Genomic DNA, 15,249 nt, shown 5'->3' on the forward strand with positions numbered 1-15,249 from the left:
ATTCAAAGAGACATCAATTGAGGGGAGCGAAGATGAAAACTAAATTTTGCATTACAAAATATCGGTTGGTCGGAATTTTTGTTATTATTTTACTCCTATCTTCAGTTAGTCAGGCAAAAACTGTTGAGTACGAGCTGATCGCAAGAAAGAGCACCATCAATTTAAGCGGTCAACAGGAGGTTGACTGGGCTTTGATGATAAATGACAGCATTCCTGCACCCACTTTGGAATTCACAGAGGGAGACGATGCTGTTATTAAATTGATTAATCAAATTCCAGATGAAGAAGTATCTATACATTGGCATGGAATCCTGTTGCCACCAATTATGGATGGTGTGCCGTACATTACGACGCCCCCTATTTTGCCCGGCCAGTCATTCACTTTTAGGTTTAAAATCAGACAACACGGGACTTATTGGTATCATTCCCATACTTCGGTGCAAGAGCAGAGAGGGGTGTACGGGGCTATTGTAATCCACCCTAAAAAGCCAATCATAAAGGTGGATCGCGACGTCGTATTAGTGGTGAGTGATTGGTCCGATGAAAGGGCCGACAAAATTATGAAGAACTTAAAAAAAGACGGCGATTACTACATGTATAAAAAAGGCACCATTCGTTCGTGGTGGGGTGCGATGTGGGCCCATTCATTAGGATCGTTCATAATGAGTGAGTGGACGAGAATGGGCGGGATGGATTTGTCCGATGTGGGATATGATGCCTTTTTAATCAACGGAAAGAAAAATCTAAACATACCCGCAAAACCTGGAGAAAGGCTTCGTTTACGAATCATAAATGCGGGGGCCTCTAGCTACTTTTACGTAACATTGGGCAAAAAGCCCATGCGAGTGATTGCAGCAGATGGAGTGGACGTAGAGCCTGTCGCCGCGAACGAACTGTTGATGGGAATGGCTGAGACTTACGATGTGCTATATGACGTGCCAGACGGGCAAAGTGTAGAGCTTAAAGCTACAGCTCAGGACGTGACGGGGTCAGCTTCAGCCTGGATCGGTGATGGTGAAAAAGTTTTTTCTAAAGAAAGGCCCGTTCCTAATCTCTACGCCGAGATGGATCATGGCCAGCATGCAGATGATGACAGTGGACATAACGGAAGTGGAAGTCATGGTGAACACGGAGGCCATAGTCATCATTCAAAGCCAGCAAAAATGGGGCACAGTGCAAGGCCAGCGGTATCGACTCTTACTGTAGACGACCTTCGATCCCAGTCCATGACGCATTTTCACCATGCTAAAAAAACTCACGATGTAAAACTGGTCTTAGACGGCGACATGGAACGATATGTTTGGCACATTAATGGGAAAGCCCTGTTTCAAGATCGATCTATAGAAGTGGAAGAAGGCGAGATAGTACGATTTCAATTCGTGAATAATTCGATGATGCATCATCCGATGCATCTGCATGGGCATTTTTTTAGAGTGTTAAATAAAAGTGGACACTACTCGCCACTGAAACACACAGTGGACGTTCCGCCTCATGGGACCAGAACCATTGAATTTCTTGCAGACGAGCCAGGGCAGTGGATGTTTCACTGTCACAATCTATACCACATGAAAACCGGAATGACGAGAATAGTGAGTTACAAAGGATATACGCCTGACCCAGAGATAGCGGCTATTCAAAGTCAATCACCAATGTTTAAAGATCATTTGCATTTGACAAGTGAAGTGAGTTTTTTCACAAACCACATTAGTTTGTTAGCGAAGGGCAAGCGAACTTGGGATGATTTCGAAATGCGATATGAGAACAGCTCTTATGACAATTTAAATGAGGCCGAAGCTGATCTTTGGTACCGGCGCTGGTTCGGCAAATACTTTAGTTTAATTGCGGGGGGTGTGTACTATGCCGAATACATGGTGGACCAATCTCGAGCTTCGCTGGGATTTGGATACATACTTCCGTTTTTAATAGAAACCAATTTTTTAATAGATCATCGTGGCGAGGTCAGGCTAGATGTTGAAAAGCGATTTCAGTGGACCAAATTTATCTTTACCGACATAGAGGCTACCTTTCGTAAAAATGCCACAGATTTTGAAGCCACACTGATGTACGCCAATAGCTGGACGTGGGCCGCCGGCTTGATGTTTTCCCACGACGAGGTGGGTGCTGGTCTGCAGATGAAATTTTAGGCGCAAAACTGCATGCATATGTGGGGTTTAAGACATACTAATTTGCGCCAATAGTGGGAGCCTTTTCTGTCTTGTGCAATTCTGCCACATAGGTGTTTAGTAGAAGCGAATATCTAGTTGAATCATCGATGCGAAGTGGGCTATCCAAAAAATTGTTAAAAAAACGACTAATTAGTATTCAGTTTTTACGTTGTCAGTGATGGAGCAGCCATTGGGTGAGTCTCCGCAGGAGCCTAAAAGGTCAGTGGCTGTAGCCGGCAAATCTGAAAGAGATTGGTTTAAGCTTTCGCACTCATTCAACGAAAAGGAAATCTGGTGGGAAGAGTTAGTGGATTCAAAAATCACTAGGTCGCCTGCCAGGGAACTCATCATTCCTTCCCCAGGCGAAGAGGTGAGATCACAGTCAATTATCAGATTATCTATTGAGCATTGAGTGGCGGGTTTTACATAGGACCACGAGGGCAGACTGTGGTATTGAAAGTCGTCAAAAGAAGCGGCAAAATGGTCCTCGGTGGCGATCACTTGGGAGTGAATGCCGCCAGCGAAACTTTCGCAAAAAATAACCTTTTCCACAGCAAGAGGTTGTGGCGTCTGTTCGACGCCGCCTTCATCTTGGGATGTGCAGGCCACCTGAATAAGTAGCGAAGCACTTAAAATAACTAATGTATTAAACTGAGACATTTTATTAAGCCCCCCACATATTGATGTGCAAACCCTAAACCAACTAAGGGCCTAAGTGCCGCCATTAGAGCGGAAAACCAGTATACATCGTCCATAGTCTTTTCAATAAATTAAGGATTTTCTTTTCTTAACATCCACCCATTGCTAGATGCTTTAAAGAGTTAATTTCGTGAAAGGTGACTCGGTTTACTAGATGGCTGAGGTTTTAATTACATTCGTTCTGTCACAGGTGGCTTTGCTGGTCTTGTCGGCGATTCTAAATTTGGGCAGAAACCGACTTTCCAACACCATGTTGGCCCTTTTGTATGCCAACGTGGCCGTGTCTGCCGTGATTGTTTACTTGTATCTACATTATGGCACAGCTGTGGCCATTAGGTTGCGAGGGGCTATGGCACCACATGTGATGGGTGTGGGGCCGCTTCTCTATTTTTACTTACAGTCGGAGCTGAACCCAGGATTTCAGTTTAGAAAAAAACATATTCTATCATTGTTGCCGTATGTCGGTGGTGTTGTGGTTGCGGTGTATGCGATATACGCATTTGATGCGCATGAACGAGCCCAGATGCAGACACAGCTGTGGTCATTTAACGCCCTTAACTTGATTCGATTGTTGGATAGCGCTGTGGTTGGTTATTTTTTGGTGAAGTCGTACCAGTTGGTGCGGAAACGTAGCCTTCTTTTAGAAGAAGTAACGGCGAACCAAGATATAGTAAAACAAAACTGGGCATTATTGCTTTGTGGAATTGTGTTTGGAGTTTTGCTGCTCATGCTTATGTTTGCAGTGTTCGGAGCATCTAACGTAACGGTCGTAGTGGCCCTGCTGACCATGGCTCTTTTATTTTTTACAGCAGCTCTGTATGGGCACTTTCATTCAAAGGTATATGGGTTAGATAAAGAGTGCGAAGAGTTTTTGGCAGCGAGAAACTCCAGTAATGGCCACTTTTCGCAGATAGAAAATGGCCAAAAATACAAAACTTCTGGATTAACCCCAGAGCAAATAGATTCGTATTCGCAAAAAATTGTGGAAGCCCTCAATGATAATACTCAAGAGGTGTTTGATCCCCTTTTCCAATTGTCTCGGCTGGCAAAAATGGTGGGTTTATCAAATAGTGTCACCTCCCAGGTGCTTAGTATGGGTTTAGGAAAAAGTTTTTACGATCTGGTAAATGAGTTTCGAATTGAATAGGCCAAACAAATGCTCGCAGACCCGGCATCATTCCAAACCAGTATTTTGGATGTGGGACTATCTGTAGGATACAATTCCAAGTCCACATTTAATGCCGCATTTCGGCGAATCGTAGGGGAAACGCCCTCAGCGTTTAGAAAAGCCAACGCTCATGGTCAGTGACGTCCTATTCAATGGAGTTGTACGGTTATTTGGCCTGATTAATTGAGAAAGACGAAAAAAATAAAAATTTAGCGTCTTCTGGAGGTATCAATCCAGGAGGCAAAAATGTTGGTACCAAAAATCTACCTTGTTGACGACAGCTACGACTTCAGAATTTTGGCAAAAGCGTTATTAGAGGCTTACCTGCCGTCGGCGGCAGTGGTCGCCTATGAAAATGGTCTAGATATGCTAAAAGACCACGAAAAAGAGAGGGCTGATATTATCATCACCGACACAAACATGCCCCATATAGACGGGGTAAATTTGGTTAATGAGGCTAGAAAAATAGACCGACAAACAACCATTGTGCTTCTGTTTAGCGGGACCATTGAATCCCCGGGGTTGACTGAAGAGATCATCGCCTCCAGTGAAGCCAATGTGATCCTATCAAAACCCGCATTTGTCGATTGGATCAAAGAGATGTTCAAGGAGTAGTTACTTCTAGCTGAACGCTCCCGCCAGTTGAGATCTGCTATGATAAACCAAGAGCAAAAGTGTTAAGTCCCGCATCAGATAAGTCGAGCCGAAGTAGCTCTTGGCCATTTGAGTTTTGGCAAATCCAGCTAGTAAATTTCTATTGCGCAAGCAACGTATCCCAGATCCAATCAGCTACTATAGCGCATATGGCGACTTACAACTTTGGCTGGGACCTTATGGTTATGCGCTCACCTCACAGGTTCTGGCGATCAGCCAGAGACTTCTCGTCTCGATGTTTAAACTCGAGTATCCGTAGCAATTCGCCCACTCGGCCAACAGGCATAGGCCCTTTATCTAGCTATTACCCATCATTACACCCATAAATACCCTTAAATAGCCATATTTTTTGACTTTACGGGTATTTATGGGTGTAATTGTGGGTATATGAGAGCACCTAAAATAGACCTGATACCGATAAAGATTAACAACATCATTGCGGAACTCGATGAGTTCAAAGGCCGGTGGGCCGCCACTCAGGCCCTAGCACCCGACAGGCTGGCGGCCCTCCGTCAGGTGGCAACTATTGAATCCGTAGGATCCAGCACCCGTATCGAAGGTGTGAAGCTGACCAACTCTGAAGTCGAAGCCCTACTTCGTGGCGTGAAAACATACTCATTCAAATCTCGCGATGAACAAGAAGTGGCCGGTTACGCGGAACTGATGGAGATGATCTTCTCGTCTTTCAAAGATATTCCGTTTACCGAAAATCACATCAAGCAACTACATGGCGTGCTCCTCAAATACAGCACTAAGGATGACCGTCATCGCGGTGATTACAAAAAATTTGCCAATAGCGTGGAGGCCTTCGGTCCTGATGGTAAAAGTAAAGGCGTGATATTCCATACGGCATCGCCGTTTGATACTCAGGCCTTGATGACTGAACTTATCGAGTGGACCAATACACAAATCAAACGCAAGGAATTGCACCCACTCCTTGTGATCGCCGTATTCGTGGTCGTATTTCTGCACATCCATCCATTCCAAGACGGCAATGGTCGCCTGTCGCGTGCACTCACAACTCTGCTGCTCATGCAGCTGGGATATAGCTACGTGCCCTACAGCTCATTTGAACGTGTCATCGAAGAGAACAAAGACGCTTACTACCTGGCTTTGCGCCGTGGGCGGGCGGAGCTCGAAGAGATCAACGTCAAAACCAAAAGTAAAACCAAAGTTAAATCCGGTGGCATTAACGACTGGCTGGAGTTCTTTCTCAAATCTATGCAGAAACAAAAGGTCGCACTTGAAGTGAAGATGAAAGACGAATTGGCGGCGACCAAGATGCCACGCCTTTCACTCCAGATCATCGAACTTATCAAAAGCCGTGGGCCGACATCCATTGGTGAGGCCGTGGCCGCCACTGGTGCCAACCGCAACACCGTCAAACTTCATTTCAAAAATTTGGTGAAGGACGGGCATCTTGAGAAAGAAGGCGTGGGGCGTGGCATGAGATACCGGATGCGGTCTTGAGTAGAGATTTACCTGTTCTTGTTAAGAAACAACAAAGACGGAATTGTATTTAGTTACAGGCCATAAGTATCTACCTCATACTATTGAAATTTACTCGCTGAAATTGCCAAACCCTAGGTGGCCATGAGCTACTTCGGCCCGACTTATCTGATGCGGGACTTAACACTTTTGCTCTTAGTTTATCATAGCAGATCTCAACTGGCGGGAGCGTTCAGCTAGGGACTTCTGGCCTTCGCTTTAGACCCTAGTGCTCGTTAATATACGTCTCATGTCCTTGAAATCTACGGCTAGCCCCGAGGCTCGCCGACTCTCGTGCTGGAGACGGCACTTTCTCCTTTCTTAATTCAGCACCGCTTTATTTCACTGTCTCCCGTAGGCATCATAGCATGTTGTGTGCTATAAGATTGACTGCCAAAACTAGGGTTGAATAGAAAAAAGGCCAGAATTAGAGCTTCAAAGGATCTCTTTGTTTGAACGCACGTCGAGCGAGTAAATTTCCATATCCAAAGGCGGCGATAAGCTTTACCCAGTGGCGTTGGGACCTTCTGGGACGTTCCCATCCACTCGTACCGTCCAGGCGGCTAGCCTCCTCGGTTCGCATCACTCTTGTTGCATCCGTGATTTGAGTGGGAAATTTCTTGGTATGAGGAATCGAACCGGCAGGCTTCGCTCCCTCGCCCCCTTGGGGCTCGGTCGCTCGTCTTGCTTCCATGGTTCGTTCTTGATGGTGTCTGTAAGATGTATGTGTCATCTTGGTCATATACCGAGTAGCCAGGGCGCGAAGCCCCAGCCCTCACCGAACCGGACGTGCACGTTGAATGCATCCGGCTCTTTCAACTTAAAACAAGTGTATTTGGACTTGTTTCTGGCGAACTAAATCTGGAATGACTCTAACAGGGCGAAATCCGATCTTCAAACTTCGCAATAGTGGCCATAGCCTGCGCCAAGCCACTGGACGTCGTTGCTGGCGGTACTTGCGTCTGAGGTATCGCACCAAAGCTTTGTGAACAGACCTGACCTCGCGGTAAAATACCCGATTGGCATTGCTGTACCTAAAGTAGTTGGCCCAGCCCAGCCATATCTCCTTTGCTAGCTTGCGAGCCTGCTCCAGAGTGTGGTGGGGCAAAAGCTTTTCCCTCAAGGCCTGATGCAGTTGCTTACGGGCTTTCTCCGAGGGCTGTCTGGCCACCCAAAAACGCTTGGGGTTGTCACGGAATGCTCTTAAGTGGAACTTAAACCCAAGGAAGGTAAATTTGGCGTCATGGTTTCGGCTGCGGTTTTTCATGTTCACCCTGGTGGTCTTTGATCCCTTAAGGGTGAGCTTTACTTCCCGCATCCAGTAGTTGAGCCACTTACTAGCAAGGTCCAGATCCCTCTTTGTTCTGGCCGCGATGACGAAGTCATCAGCGAAGCGAAAAAGATGTATATCCAGTCCTTGCGCTTTCACATCCTCGACTTTCTTATCCAATCCATAGTGGAGGTAAATATTGGCCAGCAGGGGCGACAGGGGGCCACCTTGTGGTGTCCCTTCTGGTGTCGGCTGCCAGGGTTTATTGACCTCTTTAAATCCTGTTTTGAGGATTTGGTGGATAAGATGGAGGATTCTTGGATCGACGATTTGCTCTTTGAGCATGCCAATGAGCTTTTTGTGTGAGACGCGGTCAAAGAAAGACTCAATGTCCGCATCTAGCACGTGGCGATACTTGAAGACCGTGTTTGCCACATCTGCGGCGCAGTCTACGGCTCGTCTATTCGGTCGGAACCCATAGGAGCAAGGCAGGAACTCTTGCTCATAGATAGGCTCTAGTAAAATGAGAAGAGCTGTCTGCACCACCCGGTCTTCGATGTTAGGTATTCCCAAGGGACGCTCTCTGCCATCCGCTTTAGGGATGTAGACTCTGCGGACCGGACCTGGTTGATAGGTCTTCATTTTAAGCTGTTTGGAAAGCTTCGTGGCGTAGGACCATTCCTTACCTTTAAGTTCTTCCACACCCAGACCATCGAGACCGGCAGAGCCGGAGTTATCGATCACCCTTTGTATGGCGTCACATAGTAAGAACGGGTCACACAACCACCTGAAAAGATCCCAGTGTTTGCGCCCTTGTTTTGTTTGAGTTGCCAGTCGGTGTTGCACTCGAATGGTTTGCGGGTGAAGGGACTTGCGCTTCTTCGCCCGGGCGGTATTTGTGTTCATTTTCACTTTCCTCCTTACCTACGAGTGGAACAACGAACTTGCGTTGAACCTGACAACCCCTTCCCCTTATCCTCCTTGAAGTGTAGTGGGCTTTCCCCAGCTTCTGAGTACTATGGGTGTCTCTGACTCCTGCCCTGGCCTCTGTTGCCTTATGTGTTCGGCTTTTGAGTGGGGTGGCTTACCAACCCAGCCACCTCCTGCCAGTCAGGTCTCACCAGTTAACATCATCCTCATACATCCGATCCTACCTGCCCGCACTCTGTGCAAGGAGCCGTCCTTTAAGATGTGATCGCTTTAAGTTCCACGAAGTTAGTGGGGCCTGACGATCACCCAACCAGACACCCTAAAAGATGTAGCCTTCCACGCCACCATACGCTTGGGCACAGACTCAACTTCCTATTAACTCACATTAAGAGTGTTCGTGTTCCTCGGGCCGATAGGTTTGGCTTTCTCAGAGTACCTCCTGATACTTTTCCATCGCAATTTCACCCCCGATGTCACCATCCAAAGGCGGCGATAAGCTTTACCCAGTGGCGTTGGGGCCTTCTGGGACGTTCCCATCCTACTCGTACCGTCCAGGAGGCTAGCCTCCTCGGTTCGCATCACTCTTGTTGCATCCGTGATTTGAGTGGGAAATTTCTTGGTATGAGGAATCGAACCGGCAGGCTTCGCTCCCTCGCCCCCTTGGGGCTCGGTCGCTCGTCTTGCTTCCATGGTTCGTTCTTGATGGTGTCTGTAAGATGTATGTGTCATCTTGGTCATAATGGCGGAGAGGGAGAGATTCGAACTCTCGATACCGGTTAAGGTATACACGCGTTCCAGGCGTCAACCCTGTTTGTCCAAAAAGAGCGTAAACACTTATTTTAATTAATTTATATGTAAGATCAGCTCATTCTGAAGCCTTGGTTATTTTTGATTGTTTTTAGTTGGTTTTGGGGGGTGGGTTCCCAAAAAGTTTCCCGAAACGCAGTTGTGTGAGCTTCCCCAAATTTAGTGGACACATCGGAAGGCAGGATGGTTCCTCTCGGCACCGGTTGTTAGTTAGATGTGTTGTAACTTTGCATTTCTGGGCTATTTAACGCCTAGGTAGACATTGCTGAGTGACTCAATCACAGGGGGTATGGTGTATGTTTGGTAAGGGATATAGTAGGTGGCCGTATTGCCGCCGTCAGCTTCAATTTGGCAGGCACCAGTTTCATCGCGATAAGAAGCGTTGGTCACCCCATCTCTAGTAAAAGAACTTTCATCGCCCATCCATTTATACCAGACTCGTGCACCAGTATCGTCATTGTGAAACGTTAGCGAGTTTCTAGGTGGTCTTTCATATCTGCCACAGCTTCCTGAGCATACTGTGTTGTTGTAAAGGCATATATATGAAAGCCCGCTCGGTATCCTATGGATATAGAACTTGGAGGAGAGGTCTGTGGAAAGGTACTTGAAATGATCTGTTGTTAATCCTTGGTTGGGTGTAATAACTAAAAAAGCACCATCGTCCATAAATACTGTGAAATCACCTGATTCCTTTAATACCTTGCCAACATAGGTGCCATCGCCGTTGTATAGCGCAGGACTGGGTGCTGCATTCTCGCCATCCATACCATCGGCACCAGCCGGCCCTGCGGCCCTGGAGGCCCCTGGGCGCCGTCTGAACCCTTTTGCGCAACAAGCGACCAATTGGACCCTGGGGGAGTATCATTGGTATTTGAGGCCGTCGCCATGTACGTAGAGCCATTATAGCTGACCAAATCATTCGTGCTGTTTGCGGTGCCACTATCCCAAGCGTCCTGCCAGCTACCTACACCAGGGGTGCCTTGGGCCCCTTGCGGCCTAGGCTCGCCTGGTGATCCAGCAGAGCCTTTTTTGCCTTCCAGGCATCCTAAGGCAAATGAAACAAATAGCAAAAGCGAACAAATACCAATGATTCTAGTCAAAACTATCCCCCGAATGATTTTTGTGCCTCGATTGATTAAATGGTAACAAAAAATTGGTATCGATTGTGAGTCTAGTAAAAAAATACCGCTTGGGGGCGGGTGAAGTGGCCGTGCATTGTATTTCGCTGGCTATTTCTGTCTGTAGTGTAATATTTTGATACGCAGAAGATTGCTGGTAGGGGTCAAAGTGCCCATTAATTTAGCACTGTCTGTTGCAGTGATTTTTTTCGGTAACTTCAGTCCAAAGGCGACCTGCTTAATGGATGGGCATTTTGGTCTAGGTGCCTCAATTCGATACGACTGGGCGGATAATTCGACATAGCACACATGTGTGGAATAGGATTTAGGGTAATACTTTAGGCCGAGATGTTTTACAGGGGGCTATTGGCAATGTCGCGTGATTTTGGTTCTTTAATTAGTGAGCTGCGAAATGAATACGGTGGCAAGCTTATCTTCGAAGAAAATGGGAGAATGGACGATGTTGTGGTACGTGGCCGAGGGCGTGCCCGTGGGTTAATCATGAAAGGGCATATTGTCGAAACAGACTACGTTGATGGTCGAGTTAGCGTTGAAGATATTCGGAGCAGGATTGATACTTTCCTTACGGAAGTCGAGGCATATCTTGGGCAACAGAGTCAAACTGAGTAAGTCGTGGGCGAACATTTTACTAGGGATTTGAATTAATTTTTTTAGGGAGAAGCTTGGTGCAACAATACCTCAAACAAACTATTTTTCTTTTGGCCTTGGTTGGATTCTTCACGGGTTGCCCGGGAGTCGACAAGCCTGAAAACGACGACCTAGTGTTGCCGTCGGTCACCATAAGCGCCCCAAATCCCTCAACAGGGGATATTAGTACGACATTTCAATTTTCTGTCGTCTATACGAACGCTGCAAGTGTCAGTCTTTTGGAAGCCAAAGTCGATACCGATGTCGCTGGTGACGTTGTTTGTGCGCCACCAATTGTGGTTTCACCGGACACGGCAAATCCGACAATTGAGCTTACTGGTTGCACGGGGAATGGCACTGTAAGTGTTACGATACTTGCTGGCACTAGCTATAGTGCGGCCGGCACTGCAGACGCTGGCTCAATCCCGAGCCCAACGGCCACAGTTATCAATTCAGTCTTACCGTCATGCCCAGACGGCTATGTCCCGGTTCCAAATGACGGGATCAATACTACGGAAGATTTTTGCGTTATGAAATTCGAAGCTAAAGCTGAAATTGACGCTGCTCCAGGTACATACAACGACAATGGTTGTGATGGTACGGGTAGCGACTGTACTGGGAGTCCAAACAATTGGGGAGTTGCAACCCATACACCAAGATCAGTAGAAGACGCTAAGCCGTGGAGAAAAATCGACCGAGTTAACGCAAATGCCGAATGCAGAAGCCTAAATTCTGAATCGAGTTCAGCCAACATCGACAGTGATACGAACGGTGATGGTACCTTTAATTTAATCGCCAATGCGGAATGGCAAACCATTGCGCAAAATATAGAAATGCAAAGCACAAATTGGTCGGGTGGCGCGGTAGGAAGTGGCTGCATTTTTCAAGGTAACAATGGGGGTGCAGGTTGTGGTTATGATGGGGCCGACCCAGAAGGTGGGCCAGTTGCTAGTCGCGATTCAAGAGGCAAACATGTGATTTCCACTGGAGAATTCATTTGGGATTTGGCTGCAAATGTTGTTGAGTGGGTAGCAGAGGATTCGAGTTTCGCATACGGGCCTGACAGCTACGTATCAACCTGGACGCCAATGTTTGGCATTAGTGGTCCTCTAGGTTATCCCAAGCCGGCATTTGGACCACTGGGTGACTATACATCTGCAAATGCAGGTAACAGCTATGCAGGTTTAGGTTTTGGCTATATCAACCATACTGCTGGAGCGATTTGGCGCGGTGGCTATTGGGTCTACGGCGTCAGCTCAGGCATCTTCGCCGTCAATTTCACCAATAGCCCCACGCTAACCAATAGCCCAGTCGGGTTTCGCTGTTCGTTCACACCCCCGTGATTATGCATGAGCTTTCTAGACGCAAAATAGAACTATCATTTGAACAAAACATGCGGGAGATTGAGTGGCGATGAAAAAATTAGCGCGTTATACATTTTTAGTATTTTTGGCGGCAACCTCGCTTGCGAGCAATAGCGAAGAAAATGAATACGATGTTATATTGCGTGACATGAATCGAATTAAGGTCATCGATGCTTATGGCGGCAAAGTCGTTAAGATTGAGGGCGAGATCAAGAAAGGTGATTATCAACGTTTCCTTGCTGTGGTGAAGAAGGCAGGGAGCTCAGTTAGGGAGATCTATCTCTACTCCCCAGGTGGCGATGCTCAGGAGGCAATGAAAATTGGCCGTTTAATGCGCAAGCTGCGCTATAGCGTTAACGCGCCTGCATTTGATGTTGAGGGTAAGAGGGTTTGTACGCCCCCACCGGATAACCCCGAAAACTGTAGATGTGATAGTTCCTGTTTTCTGATCTATGTCGGAGGGGCTCATAGAAATGCTAAGTTGTTAGGCATTCACCGAATATATATTGATCACAAATTTCAAAAAGGGTTGAGCGGTACTGACTCATCAAAATTCTCCAAGGCAATAAAGGCGGATGTATCTTCGTACTTAAAGGAAATGAGCGTGCCTACAACGTACACGGACAAGCTGTTCTCGGTCCCCTCCACTAAGATCGAATATATATCGCAAGCAGATCTTGCTCGTTATTTCATCGGCGACATACCTGAGTTTCAAGAATGGATCATAGCTCAATGCGAAAAAGAGATAAAATACAACGATGAGATGATGCATATTTGGAAGCGGGTCAAGGCTGGTGTCTCCTCAAAAGAAGAGCAAAAGAAGTTGCAGCAAGAAAAGCAGTTCTATCTCAAGCTAACAGACTGTGAGATGCATGCTCGCACGAAGCTGACCAATGAAGTTTGGGTTCGTGAGTTGCGCAAAGCAATCAAGGAGGAATTTCCTAATACGAAGTTTAAGTTCTAACATGTCAAGGCCGGCATGTTGCCACTATTATTCGGACACGGCTGCCTTGTCCGGGCCTTGGTGAAGTTCATTGGCGTTGATGATATATAGCTCAGGTTTTTTGAAGCTTTCTGGGTCTTTGCATCCACAGTTTATTTTGTTGCAAGCTAGTGGTTGAATCTTCGATAAAAGTTTAGTCCCATTTGATGTCTCCAACAAAGCGCGCTTGGCTTTTGAGAAAAACGCTGGGTCATGGGGTAACGTCTCAATTTCAATCGTTTGGCAGAGATTCAGAGGTATTCCATCTATTCCTGAGATTACAACATCTGGCCACCTGCCTTTTTTTTCCCGAAAAAAGTTCTCGCCGCGCCTTGGGGCATCAAATTGCGCCGCTAAATCCTGCAGTGAAGTAACCCACTTTTGTTCACCAGCATAAGCAGGCTTTTCCCAATCTGAAGGCGGTATTTTTGTGATACTAATCTTCGCACCTTGTACACGGCCAAAAAAATTCAACAAAATGTCTATTGAAAAACTAAAGGAAACTGGGCCATATGTATTGGGGCGGCAAAATCGTCTGTGTTGATTTGAGAGGTTTAAAAACAGATCGTGCCAAATGCCAGATCTTTTATCTAGAGAATCTGTGTACTGATCTGTTTGAAACATTCCTTCGCTCTCGACTGCACCGCGACTTAAAAGACGGAAAGCCTCACAAAAAGTCTTTGCTGTGATAACTGAGTTCGCATGAATCAAATGTTTTTTACCCAAAGAACGCAATAGGTCGAGTACGTCACAAGGGTCAAATGATATTCTGCCTTCGCTCATGCTTATGTGTCGGCTACTTTTAAAGACAACATTAATGTTACCTGTGAATTACGACTTGGCCGTGGCATATAGTGTAGTCAGGTTAGGCCAACCAGGGCTAAAGTTCTGCTATTAATTTGTTGACCGCAACACCGTAAAGTTCGGCGAGTCGCTTAAGAGTCACGACCGATACATTTTTCTTACCAGTCTCGATCTGCTGCAAATGTCGCCAGGAGGGCCAGCCCTTCGACTGTCGTATTTCACGGAGCCTGGACCCAAGGCTAGCTAAGAATTTTCTATCTGACGGCGACAGATTCATATAAAGATCGTCGCGGAAACTGCCGATGAGGTGTACTGCCGATCGAGAGTAAACAACGGGGGAGGAATAAATGGGTTATGTTGAAAAAAATTTGATGAATAACGAAAGGGTCATGCACAAGACGAAGCTAAACGCGGTGCACGTTCTAGCGTTGCCAGCGTTTTTTGTCGTGGCGGGTATAGTGATGGTAGTTTCAGAATTTGTCTTTGGCGTATTTCTTGCGCTTGCTGGACTATTTATGGCGGTTACCGGATTCGTAAACCTAATGTCATCTGAATTTGCGGTCACAAATAAGCGGATAGTTTTCAAAACTGGCCTAGTGCGTAGGCAGACCGTGGAGCTAATGCTGGGGAAGATAGAGGGCATGAATTTGGGCTAGGGGCTAATTGATCGAATCTTGGGGACTGGCACTATTACAGTGACCGGTACAGGCGGCAAACCAGTTGCCTTCAAAAAGATCGATGGGGCACTTGCGCTAAGAAAACATATTAATGAACAAATTGATGGCGTAGGTAGTGCAAATAATAAAAATAACGTCGCCTAGGCACTAAGTTTGTGGTGAGCTTCAGCAGCCTGGACTAGTTCCACTAATTGATCGTGGAAAGACCTTGGCTCGGCTATTTCCTGTGACGGTCTCGGTATTGGTTTACCAATGAGTTGTTCAATCAAAAAAGAGACTCGGTGGTAATCGCCGGATTCTACGGCCCTCTCGATGGTAGCTATGATCATGAGATCGATCATTGGCGTAGCCCGGTTCTGCTTAAGTGCTGCAAGAGTCGTTGGCGGTAACATAAGCAATTCATTCAATCGCTCCTCTAAATAGCTTCTGTTAAACCTCCGTAATGCCTTCTGTTCAGGCGGTGTTCTGGGGCGGC

The 15,249-nt window shown here is 46.6% G+C and carries 13 protein-coding genes; 9 read left to right on the forward strand and 4 right to left on the reverse strand.

Annotated elements, in window-relative coordinates; genetic code table 11:
- The first annotated feature begins 32 nt into the window (after window positions 1-32).
- The gene (locus H6626_13005; GenBank protein ID USN47093.1) at window positions 33-2,144 is read left to right on the forward strand and encodes a multicopper oxidase domain-containing protein; all 2,112 of its coding nucleotides are present in this window, start codon (window positions 33-35) and stop codon (window positions 2,142-2,144) included.
- Window positions 2,145-2,315: 171 nt separating this feature from the next.
- Here H6626_13005 and H6626_13010 read toward each other — a convergent pair whose 3' ends face one another.
- Window positions 2,316-2,825 carry a hypothetical protein gene (locus H6626_13010; GenBank protein USN47094.1) on the reverse strand — a complete coding sequence of 170 codons (510 nt, stop codon included), beginning with the start codon at window positions 2,823-2,825 and terminating at the stop codon, window positions 2,316-2,318.
- Window positions 2,826-3,018: 193 nt separating this feature from the next.
- Between H6626_13010 and H6626_13015 the strand changes: the two genes are divergently transcribed.
- From H6626_13015 to H6626_13030, 4 genes are all read left to right on the forward strand, one after another.
- Entirely contained in the window at window positions 3,019-4,011 is a 993-nt protein-coding gene (locus H6626_13015) for a hypothetical protein (GenBank protein USN47095.1), read from the forward strand.
- A 9-nt stretch (window positions 4,012-4,020) separates the two neighbouring features.
- Window positions 4,021-4,173, forward strand: coding sequence for an AraC family transcriptional regulator (locus tag H6626_13020; protein ID USN47096.1), 153 nt, complete (start codon window positions 4,021-4,023; stop codon window positions 4,171-4,173).
- 105 nt (window positions 4,174-4,278) lie between these two features.
- On the forward strand, window positions 4,279-4,647 hold the full coding sequence (locus H6626_13025) for a response regulator (protein USN47097.1): 369 nt from the start codon (window positions 4,279-4,281) through the stop codon (window positions 4,645-4,647).
- Between the two features lie 426 nt (window positions 4,648-5,073).
- A complete protein-coding gene (locus H6626_13030) occupies window positions 5,074-6,156 on the forward strand; it encodes a Fic family protein (GenBank protein USN47098.1) in 1,083 nt (360 codons plus the stop codon).
- An 838-nt stretch (window positions 6,157-6,994) separates the two neighbouring features.
- Here the strand turns inward: H6626_13030 and ltrA are convergent.
- Together ltrA and H6626_13040 are read right to left on the reverse strand one after the other, a co-directional pair.
- Entirely contained in the window at window positions 6,995-8,350 is a 1,356-nt protein-coding gene (ltrA, locus tag H6626_13035) for a group II intron reverse transcriptase/maturase (protein ID USN47099.1), read from the reverse strand.
- 1,071 nt (window positions 8,351-9,421) lie between these two features.
- Window positions 9,422-9,946, reverse strand: coding sequence for a hypothetical protein (locus H6626_13040; GenBank protein USN47100.1), 525 nt, complete (start codon window positions 9,944-9,946; stop codon window positions 9,422-9,424).
- A 725-nt stretch (window positions 9,947-10,671) separates the two neighbouring features.
- On the opposite strand from H6626_13040, the gene H6626_13045 reads away from it, so the two are divergent.
- The 3 genes from H6626_13045 (at window position 10,672) to H6626_13055 (ending at window position 13,275) form a co-directional block, all read left to right on the forward strand.
- Entirely contained in the window at window positions 10,672-10,929 is a 258-nt protein-coding gene (locus H6626_13045) for a hypothetical protein (protein ID USN47101.1), read from the forward strand.
- Window positions 10,930-10,985: 56 nt separating this feature from the next.
- A complete protein-coding gene (locus H6626_13050) occupies window positions 10,986-12,290 on the forward strand; it encodes a hypothetical protein (GenBank protein USN47102.1) in 1,305 nt (434 codons plus the stop codon).
- A gap of 64 nt (window positions 12,291-12,354) precedes the next feature.
- Window positions 12,355-13,275, forward strand: a complete 921-nt coding sequence (locus tag H6626_13055) for a hypothetical protein (protein ID USN47103.1) — start codon at window positions 12,355-12,357, stop codon at window positions 13,273-13,275.
- Between the two features lie 27 nt (window positions 13,276-13,302).
- Here the strand turns inward: H6626_13055 and H6626_13060 are convergent, their stop codons facing one another.
- On the reverse strand, window positions 13,303-13,917 hold the full coding sequence (locus H6626_13060; protein ID USN47104.1) for a hypothetical protein: 615 nt from the start codon (window positions 13,915-13,917) through the stop codon (window positions 13,303-13,305).
- A gap of 527 nt (window positions 13,918-14,444) precedes the next feature.
- On the opposite strand from H6626_13060, the gene H6626_13065 reads away from it, so the two are divergent.
- Complete coding sequence (locus tag H6626_13065) at window positions 14,445-14,753, forward strand: hypothetical protein (protein USN47105.1); 309 nt, start codon at window positions 14,445-14,447, stop codon at window positions 14,751-14,753.
- The last annotated feature ends 496 nt before the right edge of the window (window positions 14,754-15,249 follow it).

This window comes from Pseudobdellovibrionaceae bacterium (assembly GCA_023898385.1).
GTDB lineage: Bacteria > Bdellovibrionota > Bdellovibrionia > Bdellovibrionales > UBA1609.